Annotated in this window: 18 protein-coding genes; 7 read left to right on the top strand and 11 right to left on the bottom strand. The window is 49.2% G+C overall.

Annotation, left to right across the window (positions count from 1 at the left end):
* Positions 1-7: 7 nt before the first annotated feature.
* From B0D95_RS09830 to mpl, 7 genes are all read right to left on the bottom strand, one after another.
* Positions 8-2,332: a response regulator gene (locus tag B0D95_RS09830; protein WP_078043743.1), complete on the bottom strand. Its 2,325-nt coding sequence runs from the start codon at positions 2,330-2,332 to the stop codon at positions 8-10.
* A 39-nt stretch (positions 2,333-2,371) separates the two neighbouring features.
* Positions 2,372-3,022 carry a flavin prenyltransferase UbiX gene (locus B0D95_RS09825; protein ID WP_078043742.1) on the bottom strand — a complete coding sequence of 217 codons (651 nt, stop codon included), beginning with the start codon at positions 3,020-3,022 and terminating at the stop codon, positions 2,372-2,374.
* 99 nt (positions 3,023-3,121) lie between these two features.
* On the bottom strand, positions 3,122-3,760 hold the full coding sequence (locus B0D95_RS09820; protein WP_078043741.1) for an RpiB/LacA/LacB family sugar-phosphate isomerase: 639 nt from the start codon (positions 3,758-3,760) through the stop codon (positions 3,122-3,124).
* 141 nt (positions 3,761-3,901) lie between these two features.
* Positions 3,902-4,606: a hypothetical protein gene (locus tag B0D95_RS09815; protein WP_141229377.1), complete on the bottom strand. Its 705-nt coding sequence runs from the start codon at positions 4,604-4,606 to the stop codon at positions 3,902-3,904.
* Positions 4,590-4,898 carry a hypothetical protein gene (locus tag B0D95_RS09810; protein WP_078043739.1) on the bottom strand — a complete coding sequence of 103 codons (309 nt, stop codon included), beginning with the start codon at positions 4,896-4,898 and terminating at the stop codon, positions 4,590-4,592. Before B0D95_RS09810 ends, B0D95_RS09815 begins: the two co-directional genes overlap by 17 nt.
* Positions 4,895-5,368, bottom strand: a complete 474-nt coding sequence (locus tag B0D95_RS09805; protein WP_078043738.1) for a hypothetical protein — start codon at positions 5,366-5,368, stop codon at positions 4,895-4,897. Before B0D95_RS09805 ends, B0D95_RS09810 begins: the two co-directional genes overlap by 4 nt.
* 26 nt (positions 5,369-5,394) lie before the next feature.
* A complete protein-coding gene (mpl, locus tag B0D95_RS09800; protein WP_078043737.1) occupies positions 5,395-6,801 on the bottom strand; it encodes a UDP-N-acetylmuramate:L-alanyl-gamma-D-glutamyl-meso-diaminopimelate ligase in 1,407 nt (468 codons plus the stop codon).
* Between the two features lie 220 nt (positions 6,802-7,021).
* On the opposite strand from mpl, the gene B0D95_RS09795 reads away from it, so the two are divergent.
* Entirely contained in the window at positions 7,022-7,945 is a 924-nt protein-coding gene (locus B0D95_RS09795; RefSeq protein ID WP_246841768.1) for a transporter substrate-binding domain-containing protein, read from the top strand.
* Here the strand turns inward: B0D95_RS09795 and B0D95_RS09790 are convergent.
* The gene (locus tag B0D95_RS09790) at positions 7,897-9,675 is read right to left on the bottom strand and encodes a lysophospholipid acyltransferase family protein (protein ID WP_078043736.1); all 1,779 of its coding nucleotides are present in this window, start codon (positions 9,673-9,675) and stop codon (positions 7,897-7,899) included. The genes B0D95_RS09795 and B0D95_RS09790 overlap by 49 nt on opposite strands.
* 115 nt (positions 9,676-9,790) lie before the next feature.
* A complete protein-coding gene (locus B0D95_RS09785; protein WP_078043735.1) occupies positions 9,791-10,936 on the bottom strand; it encodes a hypothetical protein in 1,146 nt (381 codons plus the stop codon).
* Positions 10,937-11,252: 316 nt separating this feature from the next.
* Between B0D95_RS09785 and serB the strand changes: the two genes are divergently transcribed.
* The gene (gene serB, locus B0D95_RS09780; protein ID WP_078043734.1) at positions 11,253-12,482 is read left to right on the top strand and encodes a phosphoserine phosphatase SerB; all 1,230 of its coding nucleotides are present in this window, start codon (positions 11,253-11,255) and stop codon (positions 12,480-12,482) included.
* Between the two features lie 82 nt (positions 12,483-12,564).
* On the opposite strand, the gene B0D95_RS09775 is transcribed toward serB, so the two are convergent.
* Together B0D95_RS09775 and B0D95_RS09770 are read right to left on the bottom strand one after the other, a co-directional pair.
* Positions 12,565-14,670, bottom strand: coding sequence for an EAL domain-containing protein (locus tag B0D95_RS09775; protein WP_078043733.1), 2,106 nt, complete (start codon positions 14,668-14,670; stop codon positions 12,565-12,567).
* A gap of 356 nt (positions 14,671-15,026) precedes the next feature.
* The gene (locus B0D95_RS09770; protein WP_078043732.1) at positions 15,027-16,868 is read right to left on the bottom strand and encodes a hypothetical protein; all 1,842 of its coding nucleotides are present in this window, start codon (positions 16,866-16,868) and stop codon (positions 15,027-15,029) included.
* 176 nt (positions 16,869-17,044) lie between these two features.
* Between B0D95_RS09770 and B0D95_RS09765 the strand changes: the two genes are divergently transcribed.
* From B0D95_RS09765 to B0D95_RS09745, 5 genes are all read left to right on the top strand, one after another.
* Positions 17,045-18,730, top strand: coding sequence for a methyl-accepting chemotaxis protein (locus B0D95_RS09765; RefSeq protein ID WP_246841767.1), 1,686 nt, complete (start codon positions 17,045-17,047; stop codon positions 18,728-18,730).
* A gap of 291 nt (positions 18,731-19,021) precedes the next feature.
* A complete protein-coding gene (locus B0D95_RS09760) occupies positions 19,022-23,230 on the top strand; it encodes a bifunctional nitrate reductase/sulfite reductase flavoprotein subunit alpha (protein ID WP_078043731.1) in 4,209 nt (1,402 codons plus the stop codon).
* A gap of 225 nt (positions 23,231-23,455) precedes the next feature.
* Complete coding sequence (locus B0D95_RS09755; protein ID WP_078043730.1) at positions 23,456-23,845, top strand: hypothetical protein; 390 nt, start codon at positions 23,456-23,458, stop codon at positions 23,843-23,845.
* A 97-nt stretch (positions 23,846-23,942) separates the two neighbouring features.
* A complete protein-coding gene (locus B0D95_RS09750; RefSeq protein WP_078043729.1) occupies positions 23,943-24,368 on the top strand; it encodes a GFA family protein in 426 nt (141 codons plus the stop codon).
* A gap of 256 nt (positions 24,369-24,624) precedes the next feature.
* Complete coding sequence (locus B0D95_RS09745; protein WP_078043728.1) at positions 24,625-25,788, top strand: hypothetical protein; 1,164 nt, start codon at positions 24,625-24,627, stop codon at positions 25,786-25,788.
* Positions 25,789-25,962: the final 174 nt, after the last annotated feature.

Here is a 25,962-nt window from a genome sequence, read left to right as displayed (position 1 = left end):
TTAATCATTAACGATGTGTGTTGTGTATTTCGGCTTGCTTTAATACTTGATCCAGATCCTGCAGTTGGATGGGTTTGGTTGCAAAGGCATTCATACCAGCCGCAAAGGCGCGTTCGGTATCTGCTTGTTGTACACCAGCTGTGAGTGCAATGATCCAGGGCTGAGCGCCGGCGTTTTGTTGTGCCCTGATTTTTTCGGTGGCGGTGTAGCCATCCATAATACGCATTTGGATATCCATCAAAATAATATCGATTGGCATTTTGCGGCAGATATTAATGGCCTCTGTACCATCAGCGACAGCGGTGATATTGATATAGCCCAATTTAGACAGCATTTTCACTATAACCATTTGGTTTACGCTGTTGTCCTCTACGACGAGAATGCGTGTTTTTCGCAGGGTTACCGGCTTAGTGGTATCACCGATCTGTGTTTTTTCATTGCTTAAATGCAGGGTGCGCAGCAAGCTGCGCAAAAGGTCTTTGTTGCGTGTTGGTTTTTGTAAATAGATGCAGTTCTGCTCCTGATATTCCCCGCGCTTTTCCCATGCACTGCTAAGGATAATAACGGGCAATGGATTATTGGATTGCACACGATAAATTGCCTGCGCCAATTCGCTACCTTGCATACCTGGCATGCATTGGTCGAGTATGGCCACATCAAACTGATTGCCCAATTTGATATTTTCCAGTGCATTTTCAGGTGAGGCATAGGCTACAGCTCGCATACCCCATTGCATTAAGGTGGCGGCCAATATTTTGCGATTGGTCGCATTGTCGTCCACGATCAGTGCATGCAAGCCTTGTAGTTGTTGGCTGTCAGCAGCGTATTCGTCCGGGTGTTTATCGTCGTAGAGCATTTGGGCATTGAAGAAAAATGTACTGCCTTGCTCCGGTTGGCTTTTGATCCAAATATTACCACCCATTTGCTCGATAATTTTTTTGGATATTGCCAAGCCCAACCCGGTGCCACCGTACTTGCGGGTGATGGAATTATCGGCTTGGGTAAATACCTGGAATAAGTTGGCCTGTTGCTCTGCACTAATACCAATGCCTGTATCTTTTACGCTGAATAATAAAATGCAGCGATTTTCATCGGTATTTTTTTCTTCCAGACGAATGTGCAATGTCACTTCGCCGCGCTCGGTAAATTTCACCGCATTGCTGAGTAGATTGAGCAATACCTGACGCAAGCGCGAGGAATCACCTTCCAAATAGAGCGGCACATCCGGTTCAATGTAATAATTTAATTCCAGGTTTTTATGGATGATGCTTTTGTTGCAGAGTTCCAGTGCATCCTCAATTAACTCGCGCAGTTCGAATGGATGAATGTCCAACTGGATTTGTCCGGCTTCAATCTTGGAGTAGTCGAGAATGTCATTAATAATAACTAGCAAACCTTCTCCGCAGGATTGAATCGTTTTTACCAGTTGCTGCTGCTCTTCATTCAAGGGCGTGTCTGCCAGTAGCGATGCACAGCCAATTACACCGTTCATGGGTGTGCGAATTTCATGGCTCATCATCGCCAGAAAAGCACTTTTTGCCTGCGCTGCATGTTCGGCTTGTTGTTTGGCTTGTGCGAGTGCTTGTTCGGTTTTGACTTGCTGGGTTATGTCGCGCGTTAAACCAACCAAGCCAACCATGTGATTGTGATCATCGTACACCGGCGTTTTAATGGTATCGGCATAGTAGAGTTGGCCATCTTTACCTGTGATGGTTTCGCGTGCACGAATGGCAATGCCGGAATCCATCATGGTTTGTTCTTCGCGAAATAATTGTTCGGCTTGGTCGCGGGTAAATCTGGGGGAATCAAAATCGGTTTTGCCTATCCAACTGTGCAGATCGCTGATTTGATGTTGTTCTCGCCAGGCGCGATTACCACCCAAATAGCGCGACTGCCGGTCTTTGTAGTAAAACCGGTCAGGCAATTGATCCAGCAGATGCATAAAAAAATTAGCGGTATTGATGACTTGTTGCTTTCGGGCAAATTGCTCGCTGACGGCAAAAATACTTGCACGAAACTTGTCGGTTGTATTCCCATTTGCAGGCGTTGCTTGCAATAAAAACCAATGCAGTTGATCGTTATGGGTAATGCTGAAATTCAGTTCTACAAAGCGTCGTTCGCCGTAGCCTAGCTGATTGAGCAGAATATAGAGTTCGGTGTGATAGGGGGCATCTACACGGTGAAAGGGAAAGTCTGTGTTGGTAATGGGCACTTGACCCTGAATACCAAAAATATCCGCACAAGTGGGGTCGCAGCGCTCAATATTGCAGCTCGCCGCTGCTGAGGCAGTAAATGTAAAGGCTAAGCAGGCGGGGGATTCTGCAAAGGCCATTTCATCTCCTATTATTAGAAGGGGTGAGACCCTTCAAGTCTAGGCGAGATTACGGCAGATTCCAGCGCGCTTAATCTTCCCCCAGCGCGGCATTAAATCCTGTGCAACACCGAGCTGATCCAAAATGCGTGCCACAATAAAATCCACCAACTCTTCTACAGATTGCGGCTGCATATAAAAACCGGGGCTGGCGGGCAATACAATTACCCCCATTTGCGTCAGCTTGAGCATGTTTTCCAAATGGATTTCTGAATAGGGCGTCTCGCGCGGTACCACAATTAATTTGCGGCGTTCTTTCAAGGCTACATCGGCGGCGCGTTCAATCAAATTATTGCTGGCCCCATGGGCAATGGCTGAAAGTGTTCCGCCGCTTGCGGGACAAATTACCATTGAGCTGGGCGAGCTTGAACCAGAGGCCACAGCGGCAAACCAGTCATCTTTGGCGAGTAGTTGCAGTTGCTCTTCATCGGCGCCGTACATGGCACAAAGCATGGCTTGTTGTTCTTCCAAATCGCGCGGCAAGTCCAGATCGGTCTCAGTGCGAATAACCACTTCCGCAGCGCTGGAGATCATCAAATAGACTTTGCAATCGGCCGCCAATAAACACTGCAACAGGCGCAGGCCATACTGCGCACCCGAGGCGCCGGTAATGGCAAGGGTAATAGTGCGTGGCGTTGGTAGTTGGGTCATGTTTGTGTCCCTGTTGCGGTTAAAAGTGAATCCCCCTAGCCCCCTTTTACAAAGGGGGAATTAACCCTCCTCTTGTAAAAGGGAGGGTTGGGGAGAGATTTATTTTCCCAATACGTCTTTTACAAATGCACGGATGCTATCGTCCTGGCAGTTCTCAAAGAAGCAAGTCTGGAAGCGTTCGCCGGTTACAGCAGTTTTTACCAGTTCCTGGTCTATAGCACGCAAGCCATCCAAATAGTTTTTAGCGGTTGCCACTTTCACATTGGTCAGAATACCGGCATTACGCACTTGCGATTCGCGGCGCTCTGCGGGGTAACCCTGACCGCGCACACCGGTAAATGCCTTCTCAAAAATGGTGCGAATATTCAACTCGGCACCCCAACCAAAACCCTTGGCAAAGGGCAGTGCCAGTGCGTTGCCGTTGTTCACTTGCGCAAACAAATAGGCATCGGTTGGTTCAATGCAATAACCGCAGAATACACCTGGGTGCGCGTTGAGCGACATCATCGCCCCTTGGCCTGTACCGCAACCACTCACAACAAAATCCACTGCTTTGGAGTTCAACAGCAAGCTAGCCATAATGCCAAGGTGAATATAGGTCAGGTAATGATCGTTATCATCGCTCATGCCCACGTTATAAACACTGTGCTGCTGCTCGGCTGCCACACTTTCCAATTGCTGCAACACAATCGCGTTCTTCGCGGCCTGGCTGAATTCGTTCATTAATGCAATTTTCATCTAAAAAGCTCTCTCAAAAGTAGAAATGGGGTTTTATGACAGGCTCTTTGGCACTGTTTGCTGGTAATGACCGAGGTTTTACACAAGTGGTAATGATATAGGGGGATGGGGGGTAATTGAAGAGTTCCTTCCTTTGGTATTTCAAATTCTTAGAAAAGACAAATCTGAGTCATATTTTAGCTTTTTGAATGTAAGGTAACTTCTTATTGCATTTGAACGACTTATTGATACTAGCTCTTCCAACGTATTGTATATTTCATGTGTGATTGAGATTAATTTCAATTTTTTTTCGTTGGTGATTAATTCGGTGATCGAAAAAGCTGTTTCATTTTTTGAATTAGTTAAATAGTCAATCAGCTCTTTAATACTTTTTTGGCTTTCTATACCATCACCCTCTATTAAATTGTTCGGTATATTAATGACTTTTTCGCTTATGAGTCTTTCATAGCTTTGTTCAAGAAGCTGAAGGTAGGCATCAAGTTGTTTTCTGTTATATTCATCTGTTGCTAGTTTTACTTGGTCAGTAAGAGCTGCAGCTGATCTTTTAAGCTCAGCTCTCGTTAGTGAAAGCTCTTTTCTTTGTATGAATACCGACCACAATAAAAGGCACACTGTTGCAAACCCAAAAATTGGATTTAGCGTTCCACCCAAAAAATCCCCAAGCTGACCCAATCGTTCCTGATCAAACATTGGTTGTAATGGCGGTGAAAAGTGTATGGCCACGCTTACAGAGATAAAGCACAAGGCGCAGATAGCTAGAATTGAGATAACCACTGCTAGCGTATATTTCATACCAAAGCCTAATTTCTCACGTGATGTACTTTTCTTCTCACTCTTGCTGGTCAAGTGTTGCCTCCCAAATAGAATAATAACCTGTTTGTTTCATTTGATTGGTTATTTCATACGCTAGATCGGGCAGCATGTCTGTGTTATCTGTATTACCCAGCACTAAGATTTCTAGCTCGCTGTCTGAATGTATGCTTTCCACTACATCCCAAATAAATTTACAAAATACTTCAGCATCTGTTTCATTCTTGATGCCGTTTCTGTAAATCTCACTAATATCATTTCTTTTTTTGGACTCGATATAGTATTCAAGTAAATCGGCGATATGAGGGTAACGTTTAAATTGAATCATATTGCTCTCCCACCTCCTTTAATAACAGATAATCTGTAGGATACGAGCTTAAGTTTTGCAACTAACTGTTCGACTAGCATTTGTTCTGTTACCGTTAAAAAATAATGGCCTTGGTTAGTTTCATCTTCGACAAACTTTAACCCCGGCGGAATATCTGCTTCTGACAGAACCCAAAATACATCGACGGGCTTCTTGCCCTTGGAAAACATGCCGTGAACAAACTTAAGGTTTTCCCACGTGGCAGAAAATGATAATCCCATTTGATTGTCTGGAAGTACCCATTTTTCATCAGGTGAGAATCTATAATCGCAAATTCTAATTCCAAGAACGGTCCTATATTTACCTTCACTTTTATCTTTATAAAGTGTTGGGTGGTTTCCTTGAATGATTTGTCTTGATTTGATATCACCTAGCTCGGAAATGATTTTCTTGAGATCGGTGAGACATTTATAGTGTTTTATTGCTTCCATGTATCAGTCCTTGTATGTTCATTTTTTCATAAAGCATGCTTCGTCAACTGCTCAATCAACTTCTGATGCACCCCACCAAAACCACCATTACTCATAATCACAATATGGGTATTGGCTTCGCTCAGCGAAATCGCGCAGTGAATTAATTCATCCAAATCGCGCAAGAGTTTTGCGGGGACGGGGCTTTTGTTGACGATGTCGTCCATGGCCCAATCTACGTTGGCGGGTTGATACCAAAGTACATCGTCGGCGTCGGTGCAGCATTGGTTGAGGGCGTTTTTGTGTACACCCATGCGCATGGTGTTGGAGCGGGGTTCGATGATGGCGATAATTTTTTCGTCGCCGACTTTTGCGCGTAAACCGGCGAGGGTGGTTTTAATCGCGGTGGGGTGGTGGGCGAAGTCGTCGTAGACTTTGATGCTGTGCACATCCGCCAGCATTTCCATACGGCGTTTTACCCCGGCAAATTGTTCCAAGGCTTTTGCGCCGTGCTCCGGTGTAACGCCTACATGGCGTGCGGCGATGATGGCGGCCAAGCCGTTATTGACATTGTGGATACCGGTTTGTGCCCAATGTACTTGTGCGACCTTTTCACCTTTATGTAGAACCGCGAATGCTGAACCGTCAGCGGCTAATAACTTGGCTTGCCATTCCGCAGAATTTTCTTGTTCGGTTTTCTCGTTATCAATAACGGCAAATTGTTGTTGCGGTGTCCAGCAACCTTGTTGGATGACTTCGGCGAGGGCTTTGTCATTGGTCGGCGAAATTAATAAGCCATTGTTGGGAACGGTGCGCACCAAGTGATGGAATTGTTTTTGGATGGCGGCGAGATCGGGAAAGATATCGGCGTGATCAAATTCCAGGTTATTTAAAATCACCGTGCGTGCATTGTAGTGAACAAATTTGGAGCGCTTATCAAAAAAGGCGCTGTCATATTCATCGGCTTCTACTACAAAAAACGGCGTTCCACCCAAGCGTGCCGAGGTGGGGAAATTTTTAGTGACGCCACCAATTAAATAGCCCGGTTCCATTCCGGCGTATTCCAGAATCCACGCCAACATGGAAGAGGTTGTTGTTTTGCCATGGGTGCCCGCCACGGCCATGACCCATTTACCTTGCAATACGTGATCGCGCAGCCACTGGGGGCCGGAGGTGTAGGGAATTCCTTGATTGAGTACATATTCCACACTGGGATTACCACGGCTCATGGCATTACCAATGATGACCAGATCCGGCGTCGTTTCCATATGGGGCGGCTGTAGGAATTGTGGGTCAAAACCTTGAATCAGTTCTATGCCTGCGTGTTCCAGTTGGGTGCTCATGGGCGGGTAAACATTGGCATCGCTGCCGGTGACGCGGTGGCCGAGGGCTTTGGCGAGTTGGGCAAGGCTGCCCATAAAAGTGCCGCAAATACCGAGGATATGAATGTGCATACAAAACTCTGTGAGGTCAGGAAATTAAGGGGGATTAACCTATACTTTTCCTTTGATTGCAACTCTGTACTGGCTCTGCGCTATCTCGGCAGAAAACACGGCGCACAAAAAATATTCGGTTTGTTGTATTGATAGCGTGTGGTTGCATAGGCTGTTTGCGGTTTATAGGGCTAGACTCAGCTAATTGATGGATTAGGTTTGCGAAGGGGAGCGGTGGGCGATGAGATTAGGGGCTGGTGTTTTACTCTGTTTACTGGTGGCTTTACTTGGTGAAGCCGGTGCGGCGGTGGACAAGGTTCCGACGGTATTAAAGATTCCCAAACCCCAACCCGATTCCCAGGCAGCCCAAAGTTATTATTTGCAGCTGCTGCGCCTGGCGCTGGAAAAAGGCGCTGCTGGCCGCCCGGTGCCCGCCTTGCAGGAAACGGTGATGATGGAGCAGGGGCGAGCTACCTATGAATTGAATCGCGGCACCATGATTGATGTCTATTGGATGGGCACTAACATCGAACGCGAGCAAAAACTGCGTGCGATTCGTATCCCCCTGGATCGCGGTTTGATTGGCTATCGCCGGTTTATTATTCGCGCCGATCGTCAGGCGGAGTTCAATGCCATCAGCACTGGTAACGGATTAAAACCTTATCTGGCTTGTCAGGGGCTTGACTGGCCTGATGTGGATATTATGCGCGCTGCCGCATTCCGTGTGACTGAGGTAGCGGTGTTGGAAGGGCTTTACCAGCAAGTGGTTGCCAAACGCTGCGATTATTTTCCGCGCGGCTATTACGAAGCGACATCGGAATTGGCGCAGCGCGCAGCCACTTATCCGGAGTTGGTGGAGTATCAATCCATGGTGTTGCATTATCCCTTTGCGATTTATTTTTTTGTGCGGCGCGATAACGAAATGTTGGCACAGTGGATTGAGCAAGGATTGGAAAGATTAATCGATGAGGGCGAGTTTCTGGCTTATATGGAAAAACACCCGCTGACCCGCCATGTGTTTCCGCTCAATAAAACCATCACGCATATACACACAGTGCATATTTCCAACCCTTTCTTGCCGGTAGATACGGATTTCTCTAATCCGCGTTACTGGTTTCAGCCCGCGGATTTTTCTCCTGTTGTTGATGAATCAGCGCCTAGGTAACGAGCACGTTTGGCGGCTTTCATGCTGTGCAGGTCGCCCATGAATAAACCATCTACACAATTGCCAAATTCCGAATCCACACTAAAGGCGAGCAGGTGATAGCCACCTTCTTCATAGAGTGCAGCGTACTGCTTGAAAAGCACCGGAATTTTGCGGTCGGCTTGTGAAAACGCGTCTTGCAACACGGCAAAACCTTGTTCGGCGTTCAGGTTGGCAAAACGCTGCTGCAAATGGATAAGCGCATCTTCCTCAATATGGTGTGGGTGTTTGCCTTCGGCCAGGGTTTCGCTGCTATCGCCCGCGTATTTTTGGTAGTAGCGCTCATAATAAAACACCAATAAATCGCGCAGTGCGGGCGGGTAGTGTGCGCTCATACTCACCGGCCCAAACACATAGCGAACTTCTGGCGTATGGTTTAAGTAGGCTCCAAGGCCTTGCCACAAATAATCCAAACTGGCCTTGCCCCAGTAATCCGGGTGTACAAAGCTGCGACCTAATTCCAGTCCCTGTTCCAAATAGGGCGTGAGCGCTGGATGAAAATCAAATAATTCATTGGTGTAGAGTGCATCGGCACCTTTTTTCTGCAGCAATTTGTGGGCTTCACCCAGGCGATAAGCACCGGCGATGCAAAGTTTATCCTCATCCCACAGCACCAGGTGGCGATAGTAGTGATCGTATTTGTCCAGGTCGCGGCGGCTGCCAGTGCCTTCTCCCACCAAGCGAAAGGTTTGCTCGCGCAACCGGCCCACTTCGCGCAATACCACCGGGTGTTGTTTGTAGTCGCATAAAAATATTTTGTGATTGTCACGCGTGCTGCCAATGAGTTGGGCATTGTTAAATTCTTTTTTTAACGCAGCGCGATCTTCCGGGTGGGCGATGGTTTTTTCGGTAATAAATGGCGTTGGTTGATTGGTTTTTGTCGCTTTACCTTTGCCAATTTTATACACATGCTTTTTAAGGCGTTTGATTAATGCCTTGTCTGCCAGGTGATCGGATTCCAGCGATGGGTAGGGAATGACCTCGCCAATGCGAAATTTAATTTCTGCCGATTGCTTGTTAAACATTTCATGGGCGAGCAGCGCTGTTGCCAATGGTTTGAAAATCATGGAGGCGCTGTAAAACAACAGTGAATTTTTGGCCGAGACAAAAATTGGCAGAATTGGCGCCTGGGTTTTGCGTGCAAAATGCAGAAAGCCCGCTTGCCACTTGCCATCGCGAATGCCTTTGGGGCTAGCGCGGGAGACTTCTCCAGCGGGGAAAATAATGACCGCTTGATCGTCGTTTAATGCTTGCAGGATATTTTTATAACTTTGCTTGTAGGATGCGTGCGTCATGTTGTCGAGCGGCAGCAGTAAATCGTGCAGCGGCTCAAAGGTCATGAGCATATCGTTGGCGATAATTTTGACATCCTTGCGCACTTCGCTGATCAAGCGAACCAGCGCCAAACCATCGAGCGAACCTATGGGGTGATTGGCAATAATCACCACGCGCCCTTGTGCAGGAATATTATTGCGCTCGCGCTGGGAAACGCTGTAGCTGAAATTAAAGTAATCAAAAATGCGATCAATAAAATCGATACCGCGATTGCCTTGGTGCTCGCGCAAAAAAGCGTTGATCTCGCGCTCGTGCGTGAGCTTGCGCAAAATGCTGAGGGTGGAATTGCGCACTATGGGCGCTTGTTGGGTAAAGCCGGGGAATTTATTGGTAATGGATTGTTCGATATTCAGCATGGTAGTCATAACCTGAGCAGGACTGATGCGCTGAGGTTATGACTGTGCTGTGACACTTCGGTGATGAAATCATGACAAGTCTGTGACAGTCATGACGCTGTGGATATGACAGGTGTTATGACGGTGTTGCGGCGGCAGTTAGTTGATCTTCCTGTTTTGCCAGCAGTGATGCGTAGGGAGCTTTTAAACCGACGAGCTTGCCGCTGTCGCTGATAATATCCAAATGCTCCTGCAAGTCGGCATCAATCAAGCGTTGGCTAATCAAAATCTCGCCTTTGTCGGGTTTTAAATAATTGTTGTGCTGCACCACAAAATCTTTCAGCAGCGATTTATTGGAACTCACCGGTGCAGATAATTCATGCACTGCCGCCGCCAAATGCAAGCGCGGGCTGGGGTTTTTGGTGGCGAGGTTGCTCAACAGCTGCGCTGCGCACACGGCGCGAAAGCTGCACTCGTAAAAGGCTTCGCCGGTGAAATCGATAATCAGTGTTTCGCCGGATAACATTTGGCGCTGGCCGTTGTACAAATTCAACACACCTTGCAATTGTTTTTCAAAGCGGCGCAATACACTGGCAAAACTCTCACTGTTGAGTTGTTGGTAGAGTTTGCTCATGTTGACGATTTCCAGGCTCAAACGCACAGACACTTGTTTGGGCGCTTCCGGCTCGGGTTCGGGGACATCCTCAATGGTGGGCATTTTTTCTACCACAGCAGTGACGATTTCACTGGTGCTGGGCAGTTTTTCTTTCAAGTGTGACCACCACTGGCGCTGGATCGACCACCAAATAATGAGCAAGGAAATACAGAGGCTGGCCATCCATACCAGATAAAAACGGTAATCCCGCTCGGTGTGGCGCGGCACATCAAGTGAGACTTCCAGATATCCGGCGACGTTATTGTGCAGGGCAATAGGCGCGGAGAAATCGTAGCGGCGACCGGTAATCACCTGATTGGGTTTAAAACCACTTTGCACCAGGAGTTTGTTTTCCACATTGTGAATGGTGGCGCCGATCACATTCGGGTATTGGCCCACTTCCAGCAGGATCGCTTGAAGGCTGACCAGGTCCTGTTGCAAAGTGGCGTTAACGGCCTGACGTGCGGCGCTATTGGCAAGCACCTGGCCATAAAGGCCAATTTGCTCGCGCTGGTTTTGCTCGCCGTTGCTGTGGTAAGCCCATGCACCCAGGAGCCCCAGAACAATAATAAGCAGGCTGCAGAGGGTTAATTGCGGGTAGGTTTTGTAGGTTGTTAATAAGGCCATCTTGTTGTTAAGTCCGTGCGCGTATCTGTGCGTTCATGGTTCAACTCCGGATCCTGCCAGAGTCAGTCTGTGTAAGGCGGGTCGATCTATCCACCGGCGACCAGTGTTCATGAGAGTTCGCTACTGGTGATTAGTTGCAAACTGTTCCTTGGTGCTGTCGCGCGGAATTGCATTCTAGCCTAAGTTGCTGTGCCTTGGCGAAACCTGCGTTTCATCATAGAAGCTGCTGTGAGGCGAGAGTAATTCGGCTAGAATGCGCGCTTTATCCCGGCGCCCCGGCCAGATGCTTATCTGGACCCTATTTTAGTGAGGCATTGTGAACGAAATTCTCTTGATTAACGCATCGGGTCAAGACAAACCCGGTGTTACCCACGCCCTGACCAAAACCCTGACCCAGGTTGGCGCGCGCATACTGGACATAGGCCAGGCGGTTATCCACGATACCCTGGCGCTCGGCATTTTGGTTGAACTGCGTGTTTCAACCGACACCCGCGCACAATTGTTGGCGGCGATCCAGCAGGCAGCAAACGCACTGGATATCCAGGTGCGTTTTCAAACCATCGCCCCCGAAAGCTATGAACACTGGGCCGACCAGCAGGGCAAGACCCGCCACATAGTGACGCTGCTGGCGCGCCAGATTGATGCCACCATGATTGCAGAATTGACGGCAATTACCTCCAAGCACGGTTTGAACATCGACACTATCAGTCGCTTGTCGGGCCGTGTTTCCCTGGCGGAACTCAATGCTGAAGACTTGGCGCGCGGCAGTGCCTGCGTGGAGTTTTCCGTGCGCGGCACACCGGCAGACATGGCGGCACTGCGCGCCGATTTTATGGATCTCTCGGCACAACTGAATGTGGATGTCGCCTTCCAACGCGATACCGTTTACCGCCGCAATCGCCGGTTGGTCTGTTTTGATATGGACTCCACCCTGATCGATGCCGAAGTAATTGATGAGCTGGCCAAGGCAGCCGGAGTAGGCGAGCAGGTTGCTGAAATCACCGAGGCGGCGATGCGCGGTGAATTGGATTTCAAACAGAGTTTTGCGCGCCGCATGGCCTTGCTCAAAGGGTTGGATGAATCGGTATTGGCCGGTATTGCGGCGCAACTGCGTTTGAATGAAGGCGCCGAGAAACTCATCTCCTCGTTGAAAAAACTGGGCTACAAAACGGCAATTCTGTCCGGTGGGTTTAATTATTTTGGCCGCTATTTACAAGACAAACTGGGAATCGATTATGTCTATGCCAATGAGCTGGACATAGTGGATGGCAAGGTAACCGGCGAAGTAAAAGGTGTGGTGGTGGATGGTCAGCGCAAGGCAGAGTTGCTGGCAATGTTGGCTAAACAGGAAGGTATCGCCTTGGAGCAAGTGATTGCCGTGGGCGATGGCGCCAATGACTTGCCCATGCTCAGTGTTGCCGGTTTGGGCGTTGCCTTCCGCGCAAAACCGCTGGTAAAGGCCTCTGCTGAGCACAATATTTCCAATCTCGGCCTGGATGCAATTTTGTATCTGCTGGGCTTCCGCGAACGCGACAAGTTGCTTTAAGAATCCCTCCCCTCCCAACCTCCCTTTTTCAAAGGGAGGAGCTAAAAATCCCCCCTTTGAAAAAGGGGGGGGCAGGGGGGATTTACGACTCCATATTAAAGTCGTAATTCATCCCCTGAGTGGGTTCCTGCAAATAATGCCCCTGAATGTAATGCGCACCTGCCTGCCACAGGGTGGATAGTACGCTGGCATTTTCGACAAAGGGCACCAGCGTAATCTTACTTTCCTGATTCAACTTCTCAATCAACTGGATGAGTGTTTCCGGACTTTCATTGTTGTTTTGAATATCGCTGGTGAAAGAGCCATCTACCTTGATCATGCTGGCGGGTACATGGGACAGCGTATTGAACGGGTTGAGTGAGCAGCCAAAGTTGCTGATGGAGAAGTGAGTGTTGAGCTTCTTAACACCATCGGCAAAGTGTTTGGCGGCATTCAAATGGTTGGTGACATCAATTTCCCGCGCCTGGAATACCACAGAGTCAGGTGACAATTTGGCGGCTTTAAAGGCAACGCCCAACCAGGGAATTAAGGATTCATCGCACAGCGATTGGCGGCTGATATTGAGGATGAGTTTGGTTTTATTGCCTTTAGCGCGATGCTGGGACAACATTTTGATGGATTCCAAAATCACCCAGCGGTCAATTTTGGTACAGGCGCTGATGTTGGATGCCGCTTCAAAAAACAGGTTGGGTGAAATCTCCGTGCCGCTTTCATCCAGCATACGCAAGTAGACTTCGTAATATTCTTCATCGGAGCCGCGCAGACTGATAATCGGCTGAAACAACAGGCGGAAGCGATCATTAGCCAGCGCTTGTTGCAGCACATTGTTGATGTCGATCTTGATCTCGCCCGAGGGCGCTTCCGGCTCAAACAGCATGGCGCTATTGCCATTTTTGGCGCGGACTTTTTCCATCGCCTGACGTGCTTGCTCAATCACTGTATTGGTGCTGGTGCTGGTCTCGTTGATCAGCGATATGCCAATACTGCAGGTGACCTGCAGGGTTTTGTGATCGATCTCAATGATGTGACCTTCCAGATCTTTGCATAGCTGCTGGGCGCGGTTAACCGCCGCGTCCGCTTTCAGGTTGTGGCTGATGATGGCAAAGGTGGAATCGCCCAAGCGGGCAATGGTGTCGCTGGTATTGGCTTTGCTGCGCAGCAGGGTGGCTATGTCAACCAATGCCAAATCGGCACCGGCAACCCCGAAACTGTTTTTAATCTGTTCGCTGAAATGATCCAGCTCGATATACATCAGGCAGGAATGCTGTTTTTCGTCGACATTGTCGATGATGTGTTCAAGGTTATTGAGCAAGTATTGGCGGTTGTATACACCGGTGACTACATCCTGCCATTTGATTTGTTTGAGCTGCGCTTCCAACTCTTCGTTGTTGGTTTGCACTATGGTCGCTGTCGCGGCGCGCGCAAGGAACTGGATGCAGGGTTCTTCGTCGTAGGTGACCAGTGATACTTCCAGGTCGATATGGGTTTCGCTGCCGTCCTCTTTTAAACCGGTAAAGGACACGCTGCTGGATTCTGCGTCATCGCCCTTGAACACAAAATCCTTGAGGAAGTTTTTCAGGCGCGCCTGATCGCCACGAGCCACCATGTCCATGATCGGCATAGCTTCAATCGCATCGCGCGCTTCATAGCCAAATAACTCGGCAAAAGATTCATTGGCATAGAGGTAGAGACCATCCTGAATAAAGGCGATAGCATCGCGGGAGCTGTCCAATAATTGTTGACTGCGGCGCTCGGCCTCGCGAAAGCGACGGTCAGTATTGCGGCGCGCCTGACGCTGTTCGCGGTTTTGCAATTCACGGTCAATAACCAATAGCAGGTGTTGATCGTCATCCAGATTGATGACATCGGCAGCACCCAGGCGCAAACCTTCTACTACCGCAAAGGGGCTTTCATCTTCATCGATTTCATAGAGCAGTATGACGGGAACATCTTTATTGAGGCGGCGGATTTGTTTGATGGCTATGGCAGGTGTTGGCGTGGTGGTATCCATGTTGCCAATCAACAGATCCCAACTCTGTTCTTGCAGCAGTTTGACCAGCGCTTCTTCGCTGTCAACGTGTTGTGCACGGCAGGGGTGACCGGAGGCGTGCAGCATACTTATAAGGCGCTCTGCCTCTGAACGCTGGTTGTTCAGAATAAGCAGTCGAATCGTATCGTAACTAGTCATATGTCCATTCTATTGTCTGGCGAACTGGCCGCGCGGCCTGACTCTGACTATAGCGCGTTTTATCCGGCGCGCAGGTTGGATCAGGCGGCTTTACTGCGTTCGGCAGTGCATTTTTAATGTGATGTGACAAATTTGTGCCGATAAGTCGAAAAACCCTACCATGTGTCGCGAATTACTTGCGTCGACCGGCGTTACCCTGTGGCTATATTACTTAAATCATCGACTGGCTCAACCTTATCATCGGTTTATGCGAGCTGGTCGAGCCTTTTGATTTTTTGCCAAAAAATCATGCGCTTTTACATTGACCGGGGCAACTACACGCTATTACAGCCTCAGCCTATTATTTTCATAACGAGCTATTCCCATACCGAGTTGAAATCATCCTTAGCGGGGGATTCGCCAGCCGTTGGCATGAGTTCACGGAAACCAAACTGGCTAAAAGCGCCGGTAGCAAACAAACGCTGGGTCAGCTGGATGGATTTATCGCCGCTATAGGAGACACCCGGCGTCGGTTGGCAGTAGAGGCGCGCCTTGTTGTACTCATGGAAGGACACGGCATTGGTAATCAAACTCGCCGGTTGGTTAACAGCGCGCAATTCCGGAATTTGCAGGGCGCGCAGGTATTCGGAGAAGCCACCGGTTTTATGCACTATCGCAATGCCAACGGGCACGGCCTGGGGCGCCAGGATCTGGATACCCAATTGCGTTGCCCCTTTGATTTGATGGGCCCAGCGCACCACGCCAATCGACCATTTATTGCGGCCGTATTCGCGCAGGCCGAGCAGTTCGCCCGCGCGCACCTGCACCGGAATTTCACTGCGCCATTCCAGGCCGTAACCACCCAGGCTGCGGTCCACCAGTGGCACCTTATAAATAGGATGCTGGCCCTGATAATCCACTTGCTCACGTTCCAGCAGTTTTTTCTCGATATTCAGCGTAGGCAAGGCCCGCCCTTCCAGTGCCGTCCCTTTGATATCAAAAGCGTCACCCCAGGGGTCATCCACCTTCAAGGTATTGCCCTGCTTCAGTTGTACGCCGCGTTTTTGGAAGATATCGCCTTTTTCCGGCGCGCCCGCAACGCCATTGCTGCGATTGAGAAACACGTTAAACGCCTGCTCACCCGCCAGATAAAAATGGATATTGGTCAAACCGACAGTGACCTCAATGTCGGCATTCACATCCTGCCGCTCAAAGCTGCGTAGCGCCAAATGGCTCCAGGCCTGTTCCAAATGCTTGGCCAGCGCTGCACTGAGTGCTACCGGCTTGGCGGCATCGCCATTGCTGTCGCCAGCACTTTTGTAGAGTTCACCCAACTTGCCGATCAACTGCTCGGTGCGCAGCTCCAGTGCCGCACGGGTATCTGTTGTCGCTGCCGGGCGCCAATGGGATTTGTAAAAGGGGGGGCGATTGCTGCTGGTGAGCACCACAAACAGGTTTTCTTTGCCATCGGGGTTGTAATCATCCAGCTCGGCGCTGGGCGCCAGGGTTTCCAGCAGGTTGTAGGTATTTTCGATTTCATCCTGCCGCAACTGGTTAGCGCGCGCTGTGGCAAGCAGTAGCAGGCGCAAGTAGTGGTTGTGAATGGTTTTTAGCTGTTGCTGGTGGGGCAGGCGATCATCAACCGGCAACTGCGCCACATCCAGTGCACAGGCGAGTTGGTATAGGGTATGGATTTCGTTCCACACCTGGCTGGCGATAGGTAAATACAGTTGGTAAGAGCGCAGCAGCAGCAGGCTAAGGGCGGTAAGCGCGCGGGAGATCACCAGCGCTTGCAGGTCTTGCGCCTCTTTTTTGGCCTCGGGTTGTTGGCACAGTTGGCGCACTAAAATCAAATAGCCATTGAGAAAGTGTTTTTGAATGGCTTGGGCGATGGTCGCGGTTTTCAGGGCGGCATCGGGCAGGATCAGCGGTTGGTTTAAATACTTGCGCGCCAAACCATTCAGGGTGTGATGTACCGGAATGCGCAGCAGCTCCAAAATCGCCAGTCGTTGCTCACTGCCCAGTGATATACGGCTGATCTCATGGACAGCGGTATAAATCTGGGCACTGACTTGCTGGGCCTGGGTCAAGGGCAGGCTTTGCAGCCACTCTTTAATTTGGGCTTCTTTGGGGCCGCGACAAAAGCTCAACTGCGCCAGGTCTTGTGTCGGCACCGCCAGTTTTTTCAGCAGTAAGTGAATCTCTGTTTGCTGGGTCATTAAAGTGCCATGAGGAATGGTCGATTATAACTATGTAATTGAATATAGACGATTTTAGATCTTTTCGTCTGAATAACTGGCCGTTCGGGTGAGACCGGTTACAATTGGTCGTAATAACAATATGGCATATAAGTCTACTACTGAAACCACAATAACAATATTCTGGAGGATCGCGCATGGGTTCCATGTCGATGAAATACAAGTTGATTTTGCTCGGGTTGGTGCCGGGCATTGCGATTTTAGTGGTGCTCCTGGCACTGGTTAGTGCCCGTATGCAAGACGTTGTCAGCAAGGATATGGAGATACTGCGCGACACCCTGCTCAACGCCCATAAAACCGAATTGCGCAACTCCCTGGATATTGCCAACTCGCTGATCAAACCCCTCTACGATGCCGCGCCCAAGGGCGAATCCGCCGAAAAAGACCAGGCCATCGCCCTGCTGAAACAATTGAAGTACGGTAAAGATGGCTACTACTTTGGCTACGATGGCAGCTCGGTGCGGGTATTTTCCGGCAGCGACAGCGCGCGTATTGGCGACAGTTTCCGCGATTATAAAGATGTTAATGGTGTTTTCCTGATCAACGAGCTGGTCAAGCAGGGGCAGGCGGGTGGCGGTTTTGTCACCTACCATTTTCCGCGCTTGGGGCAGGGCGATACCGCTTACCCCAAACTCAGCTACGCCATTTGGCTGGATAAGTGGAACCTGATGCTGGGCACCGGGTTTTATATCGATAGCATCGATGACGCCGTTGCCTCGGCGCGCGCGGTGGCCGATGAGCATATTACTGCCACCCTTATGTGGGTCTTTGTTGCGGCGTTGGTACTGCTCGGTGCGATTGCGCTGCTGGCGGTATATATCGCCAATAAAACCCTGGCGCCACTTAACGGGCTGGTGCGCAGCCTTGAAGACATAGCGCGCGGCGGTGGCGATTTAACCCGTCGCCTCACGCGCACCAGCAACGATGAAATCGGCGCGGTTATTGTGGCTTTCAACAGTTTTGTGGATTCCATTCACGGCATGATTCAGCGTATCCAGCAGCTCACCCAACAGGTGGCCAGCATCAGCCAGCAGCTCTCGCAAGACACCAGCGCCACCCACAAAACCCTGGATCAGCAGCGCGAGCAAACCCTGCAGGTCGCCAGTGCGATTAACGAAATGGCAGCCTCTGCTGTTGAAGTCGCCCGCAGCACGCAAGAAGCGGCAGCGGCCGCCAATCTGGCTGAGGTCACCACCAAAGATGCGCAGTCCACTGCCGCCAAATCTATCGATAACATCCAGGCGCTCTCATCAGAAGTGAAGCTCAATACCGACGGTTTGCAGCAGTTGCAGCAGGATGTGAATGGCATTGGCGCCGTGTCGGATGTGATTCGCGGCATTGCCGAGCAAACCAATTTGCTCGCCCTCAACGCATCCATTGAAGCGGCGCGGGCTGGTGAACAGGGGCGCGGTTTTGCAGTAGTGGCAGATGAAGTGCGCGCATTGGCGGCGCGCACCCAGGCATCAACAGAGGAAATCCAGGGCATGATCCAGCGCCTGCAAGCCAGCACGACAGGTGCCAGCGAGTCGATCAAACGCAGTCTGGCCAAAGGTGATGTCTCGGTACAGATGGTTTGCGCTACTTCGGATGCGCTCAGCGCTATCGACCAGCAAGTCAGCACCATCAGCCAGCGCGGCTTACAAATCGCCACCGCCGCTGAAGAGCAAACCCAGGTGATTGAATCCATCAACCAAAGCATGCACGTAATTGCGGATGCTACCGAATCGGCGGGAGGCTACGCAGCGCGTTCACATCAATCGGGCGACGAACTGGCCAGCGTCGGTACCGAGTTGCAACAACTGGTTGGGCAGTTTAAAACCTGATTGCTGGTCTATTTTGGTGCGAAAATGGCAGGCGTGCGGCAAGTAATAAATACTGCGCGCACCGCCTTTTGCACCAATCAACAACAAACCAGTGCCCGTCGAGTGAAATATTGCATTGGTATGAGGCAAAAATAATTCACTACCTAAGGTTATTGTCCCGCCCGCCTTCACTTTTTAGCCCTGTGTAATAAATTTACTTTTTTAAATCAATAGCTTAAGTGACTTTTCCGATGGCGCTCAGTCACTGGCATAGGCATTGCTAAACCCCTCCCAATGAGGAGTTGCAAGCCTATGTCTGAGTCTGTTGCTAAAAAATCTGCCAATAGCGTCCCTAAGTCTGTCCGTTCCGTGTGCCCTTACTGCGGCGTTGGTTGCGGCATGGTGTTGGAAACCGACGGTAAAAAAATCACCAAGGTCACGGGCGATAAAAACCATCCCGCCAATTTTGGCCGCCTGTGCACCAAAGGCCAAACCAGCGCCCAGGCGCTTACCAACTCCGGCCGCATGGAATCCGCCTTTGTGCGCAGTGAGCGCAATCGTGATCCGGTGATGACACCCATGGCGCAGGCGATCAGTACTACCGCGAAACGCCTGCGTGACATTCTGGATAAGCACGGCCCTGATGCCATCAGTTTTTACGTGTCGGGGCAGATGTCGATTGAATCCCAATACCTCGCCAACAAACTCGCCAAAGGTTTTTTACGTACCAACAATATCGAGTCCAACTCGCGCCTGTGTATGGCGAGCGCGGGCGCGGGTTACAAGCTCTCGCTCGGCTCCGATGCACCACCCGGTTCCTATCAGGATTTTGATCACAGCGATTTGTTTTTGGTGATAGGCGCCAACATGGCGGATTGCCACCCGATTTTGTATTTGCGCATGATGGATCGCGTCAAAGCCGGTGCGAAATTAATTGTGGTTGACCCACGTCGCACCACAACCGCTGATAAGGCCGATGTGTATTTACCCATCAAACCCGGCACCGACCTTGCGTTCTTAAACGGCTTGTTATTTTTACTGCACAAAAATGGTAAAACTGATGCGGAATTTATCGCGCAGTACACCCAAGGTTGGGAAAGGTTTCCGGAATTTTTAGCCGATTACACACCGGAAAAAGTGAGCGAAATTACCGGTCTTTCCGTTGAGCAATTAATTAAAACGGCTGACATGATCGGTAATGCTCCCGAGTTTATGACCTGCTGGACCATGGGCTTAAACCAAAGCACCCACGGCACCTGGAATACCAACGCGATTTGCAATTTGCATTTAGCGACGGGGAAAATTTGTCGCCTCGGCAGTGGCCCTTTTTCGCTCACTGGTCAACCCAATGCCATGGGGGGGCGCGAGATGGGTTATATGGGGCCGGGCTTGCCGGGTCAGCGCACCTTATTGGTAGAAAAAGATCGCGAATTTATCGAGCAGATGTGGGGCATTGCGCCTGGTAGTATCAGCACCAAGCTTGGCAAAGGCACTGTCGATTTATTTGAGCGTATGGCGGCGGGAGAAATAAAAGCCTGCTGGATCATTTGTACCAATCCGGTTGCCTCTGTGCCCAATCGCAAAATGGTGATTGAAGGTTTACAGTGTGCAGAATTAGTGATCGCGCAAGATGCGTTTCTCGACACCGAAACCAATCGCTATGCCGATATTTTATTGCCCGGCGCTTTATGGGCAGAAGCCGAAGGGGTGATGATCAACTCCGAGCGCAATATCACGCTTATGCAAGAAGCGGTTTCGCCACCGGGCGACGCCAGGGCTGATTGGGAGATTATCGCGCGCGTTGCCTGCGAAATGGGTTTTAGTGAGGGATTCAGTTTTAATTCTGCCGCCGAAGTGTTTGAAGAAATCAAACAAAGTTACAACCCCAAAACCGGTTACGATTTGCGCGGCGTCAATTACGCTCGCCTACGCGAAGCGCCACTGCAATGGCCCTGTGCAGATGAAAATTCCACGCGTAACCCCATCCGCTATTTAAACACTGGTATTAACCAGCCGCTGAAAATGGAAGCCGATGGCAGCAAGCCGTTAATTCAATTTGCAACCGATTCCGGCAAAGCCATCTTTCACCCGCGCCCCCATGTGGAAGCGGCGGAAATGCCCAGTGCCGAATTCCCCATTATTCTGAATACCGGACGCGTGCAGCACCAATGGCACACACTCACCAAAACCGGAAAAATTCCCACGCTCAATAAATTAAATCCCGGCACCTTTGTGGAGATTCATCCACAAGATGCAACCGAGCTGGGCATCAAGAACAAAGACAAAGTGGAAATTCGCTCTCGTCGCGGTTACGCGATTTTGCCCGCCGTGGTGACAGATCGTGTGCAACCCGGCTGTTGTTTCGCGCCCATCCATTGGAACGATGTCTACGGCGATAATCTCTGCATCAACGCGGTTACCAGCGATAAAATCGACGCGATTTCGCAGCAGCCAGAATTAAAAGTTGCTGCGGTTACACTTAAGCGCGTCGAGGTGTTTGTTGAATCTATGGAGATAGATTCTGCAGAGAACTCTGATTCGCATGACTACGAGTATGAAATCCCTATGGCCTATGCCGCTATAGGTAAGGAAACCAGCATGACCTTGATTAAAACCTTCGCCGAAAAAATCGGTGTGGTAGAAGCTATTGCTCCGAATTTTTCTGAAGCAGAGCGCACTTATCTGGCCGGTTATATCAGTGGTCTCCAAGCCAGCGCTACATTAATTTCCGCTGTGCCCGCGCTGCCTGCTGATGCGCCAATTAATCCTGCTCATCGCACCTGGGTAAACGGTTTGCTTGCTGGTATGTTTAGCCATGTGCTACCGCTTGGTGTCGCTTCTGTGGGGGTGAATGCGCCAGCCGCTACTCAAGTCAAGCCAGAACTATTGTTGCTCTGGGCATCACAAACCGGCAATGCAGAAACGCTTGCGGAGAAATTCGCGCAGCAATTGTCGGCGCAGGGTTGGGCGGTGACAGTCAAATCCATGAATGATTATTCCGTGGAAAAATTGGCCGCCGCTAAACTCGCCGTGTTTATCACCAGCACTTTTGGTGATGGCGATGCACCCGATAGTGGTGGTGATTTCTGGAGTCAATTAACCAACGATTCCACACCGGCGTTGAATAAATTGCAATTCGCACTGTTGGCCTTGGGCGATTCCAATTACGACCAATTCTGTGGTCACGGCAAAAAACTATTTGCGCGTTTGCAAGGCTTGGGCGCAAGGGCGTTAGTAGACAGAACAGATTGCGATACGGATTTTGAATCGCCAGCCGCGGAATGGTTTGCTAAGCTCAGTGAACAATTAGCGCCTTTAATATCGGCAACCAATGCCCCCGCAGAGAACCAGCCATTGCCCATGACTAGCAGTACATCCGCCATCAATACACCCATTGCCTACACCAAAGCCAATCCCTACGCAGCGCGTTTGGTGGTAAATAAACGCTTAAATGCAGATGGCTCCGGCAAAGATGTTCGCCAGTTCGGTTTTGATCTGGGCGATTCGGGCATTACCTATGAAGCGGGTGATGCGCTGGGTGTCTGGCCAAAAAATTGCCCCGATTATGTGTTTGAGTTGGAGCAAGCATTAAACCTCAATGCTGCCGCTCCCGTGGTGGTGGACACCCAGGAAAAGCCTTTGCATCAAGCGCTGATCGATAATTATGAAATTTGCCGCCCGAGTTTGGAGGCGCTGAATTTTATTGCGCAGCGCAGTAACAGTAGCGAATTAAAAACCCTGTTGGATGCGGAACATAAAAAAGAACTGCAAGATTGGCTCTATGGTCGCCAGCTAGTCGATATTCTGCAAGAGTTCCCCATTCGCGCTAGTGTTGATGAATTAATTCCCCTGTTAAAACGCCTGCAACCCCGTTTATATTCCATCGCCTCCAGCAGCAAAGCACAACCGAATCGTATTGATCTCACCGTCTCTGCGGTGCGTTACACACGCTTCCGCGACAGCAAAAAAATCCGTAAAGGCGTTGCCTCTACTTTTTTAGCGGATCGCGCAGCAGGTATCGATATCCCCATTTTTGTACAACCCAGCAAACATTTTCACGTGCCGGAAAATGGCGATACTCCTTTAATCATGGTTGGCCCCGGCACCGGTGTCGCACCCTTCCGTGGTTTTTTGCAAGAGCGCCAAGCGCGTGGACATCAAGGTAAAAACTGGCTCTTCTTTGGCGAACAACATGCCGCCAGCGATTTTTATTATCAGGATGAAATCCAACAATTCCAAAAAGACGGCGTGCTGACTGAATTAAGCCTCGCCTTCTCGCGCGACCAAACGCAAAAAATTTATGTGCAAGATCGCATGCGCGAACAAGGCGAAGCAATTTGGCATTGGTTGGAAGAGGGCGCCTACTTTTGCGTCTGTGGCGATGCCAGCCGCATGGCAAAAGATGTGGATCAAGCCCTGCGCGATATCATCCAGCACTACGGCAAATTCGATGAAGTGGAAACCGTGAATTACATCCGCAAGTTGAATATGGATAAGCGCTACTTGCGCGATGTGTATTAACCCTAAGGCGTAATCCTGTGTAATCCCTTGAATCCCCCGTCAGTTAATTCTGCGGGGGATTTTTCTTTTTAATGCCATAAGCTTGAATTAGGTGAGCTGCGTCAAAGATTTCCGAACAGCGGCTCAAGCGATACCCAAGTTCAACTTGGCTGTGCCATAATCAGCACCGCCCTATATCCAAGTTTTAATTAAACTTTTCCAACCATAACTAAGTAGGAGCTAAAAATGAAACGCAAAACCTCTACCTTATCCGCCGCCGTTATTGCTTTGTTCGCGCTATTGGTCATTGCCCCAATGTCATTCGCTGAGTCTAATGCGATTGCCACCATGGCGCGTATTCTGACCGAACTGAATCATTACCCCTCTGCCGAGCACAAGGCAACGCTAGCGGCGATCAGTGAAGACAAAAGCAACAGCGAAGCCACACGCGCTATTGCCAAGGCAATTAAAAACGTTGAACACAAAGCCAAAGCCGATGATGTGGCCACCTTAACTGTCGTCAGTGAAGCAGAATCCACGACAGCAGAGGAAAAACAGCTGGCGGAGATTGTGATGAATCTGAATCACAGCCTTAGCCCGGAAAACAAAAAAGCGCTGGAAGCATTGGTACTTTGATCCAATGTAATATCCGGTAATTGCCGTTGGCGAGTTGGAGTGTAATAGTCTTTAATTAGGTTTTTATTATTCCGACGTAAAGGGGCAAGGGTGCTATATGGCTGAACGCAGTGGGCGATGTCTTTGTGGAGCCGTGAGTTATCATTTTACTGGCGAACCCATTGCGGCACGTGTCTGTTGGTGTAAGGACTGTCAGCACATTGCCTCCAACGGCACAGTAAATGCCGTAGTGGATACAGATTCACTCACTATTAATGGCGAGCTGAGTGAGTTCATTAGTGTTGCCGAAAGCGGCAACCAAATCCGCCGCCGCTTCTGCCCAACTTGCGGCTCCCACCTGTTCGCCAATTCATCCGCAAGACCACAATACACCGTAGTGCGAATCGGTACTCTGGACGACCCCTCATCAATTTCCCCCACCATGAATATCTGGACAAAAAGCGCCCCTGCATGGGCATGCTTTGATGGGAATCTGTCATTAATAGAAGGTCAGGCACCGCCACCAAAGGTTGCAGAAAAATAAGGTGTGTTGCTTTTGTGGTCGCGAACTGTAACTGCCTTTAAGAGCCGCTTTGTGTCCAAGGTGGAATGTAGTCCCTTAAATTTAATCGCCGTATATTTCCAAATATATTGAACCGTATATCTACAGATTTATTTTTTTGCTTCAATCTAACTTACTGATGGTTAGGTATATTTCTGTAAGGTAAAGTGGATTGGTGTTCGTAAATATATGGATCAGGCTTTTGAATAAACTGTTAGCTCTATCGAGACTGTAAGTAATGGAAAGCTATTTTCTTGGATTAGAGGCTGTTCACCCGAGTTGCCTTGTAAAGATTATTACTGGTGATAAGTTACCGAAGAAGGCGATAATTTGGGAGTTTACAAACGAGATTAAGCCAATTGATCTTTACTGTTATTTACAAGCTAAATACGGTAACCCAAATGGTCTTCAAAACTTTTTGAGAAATGACTCGTCAGATAACCTAATTCACTGGGAATGGTCATTAGCAGGTGAGTACGGAATAGTTTCTATTCAAGGGCACAATTTTCGAACCGAGGTACATCTCATTGGCGAGCACGACGGTAAAGGTCTAACGTTCGAAGATTTTATTCAGCAAATAAAGTCAGATTTTAAGAACTATGGTAAATCCATGAAGTCGGTTCGAGTAGAGCTTGAAAACTGGACTCGATTCTTAAATCCATATCACCGCATCAAATCTGTCATAACCAAAAATATAAAGTCACTAAGCGCCCTTGATGTAAATATTGAAGAAGATAGAGAACTCGTAAAATTTAACGAGGAGAATCTACCAAAACTGAAAGAAAATTGGAAATATGTCCGAGACAAATACGATAACGCGATAGGTATAACTTTTGGACTTCGCTCGATGCTCCCCGTGCTTGCGGAATCGTTTATTAATCTACTTATTTTTGTGCTGGCGAAACCTGAGATCAAAAAAAATGAGAGACTTTTTCAAAACACCATACGTCAGCAGATAGATATTCGAGTTCAATCACTTCATTTAAATTGCATGGGATTCACACGCCCGATTGATTACACAAACGATGTATGCAAGAGATTCCATACATTAATGAATGAACGAAATGACTTGCTTCACGGCAACGTAGAGGTAAATAAGTTAAAAATCGGCGAGGTATATTTCAAAGGCAAAGTCCCTGTATTTGTCGGTTATGAGGATATGTGGCAAAGCGCAATGGGCATTTCCCTAGACTCTGTCAAATACAAAACGATCTTTGATGATCATGCGGTTGTTGCTAACTTCATAGAGTTCATACTTGACCACCTTTCTAAAGATCTAAAGGAACAAGTTGAATACATCATGGCAAATAGTGAACTTGGCTATAACCCAGCAAGTGGAAGGTTAGGATCACTATTTTCAGATAATATGGCTGATTTTCGAGTGAGTGTAAGTGAAGCATAACAAGCGACTGTGGTAGAAAATCAATACCTGAAGCACAAATTTAGTTAGCCTGCTATTCGCAATTATCACGCACCATGGCATTAAATATGGTCGCCTTGCTTACATCTGCTGGGAAATAGATGGCTTGGCTGATAACTAAAACGCCGGGCAAAGCCCGGCGTTTTAGTTTCCGAT

The organism is Cellvibrio sp. PSBB023 (assembly GCF_002007605.1).
GTDB lineage: Bacteria > Pseudomonadota > Gammaproteobacteria > Pseudomonadales > Cellvibrionaceae > Cellvibrio.
Note: the sequence above shows the minus strand (reverse complement) of the source record. Positions and strands in the feature narration are given on the sequence as shown.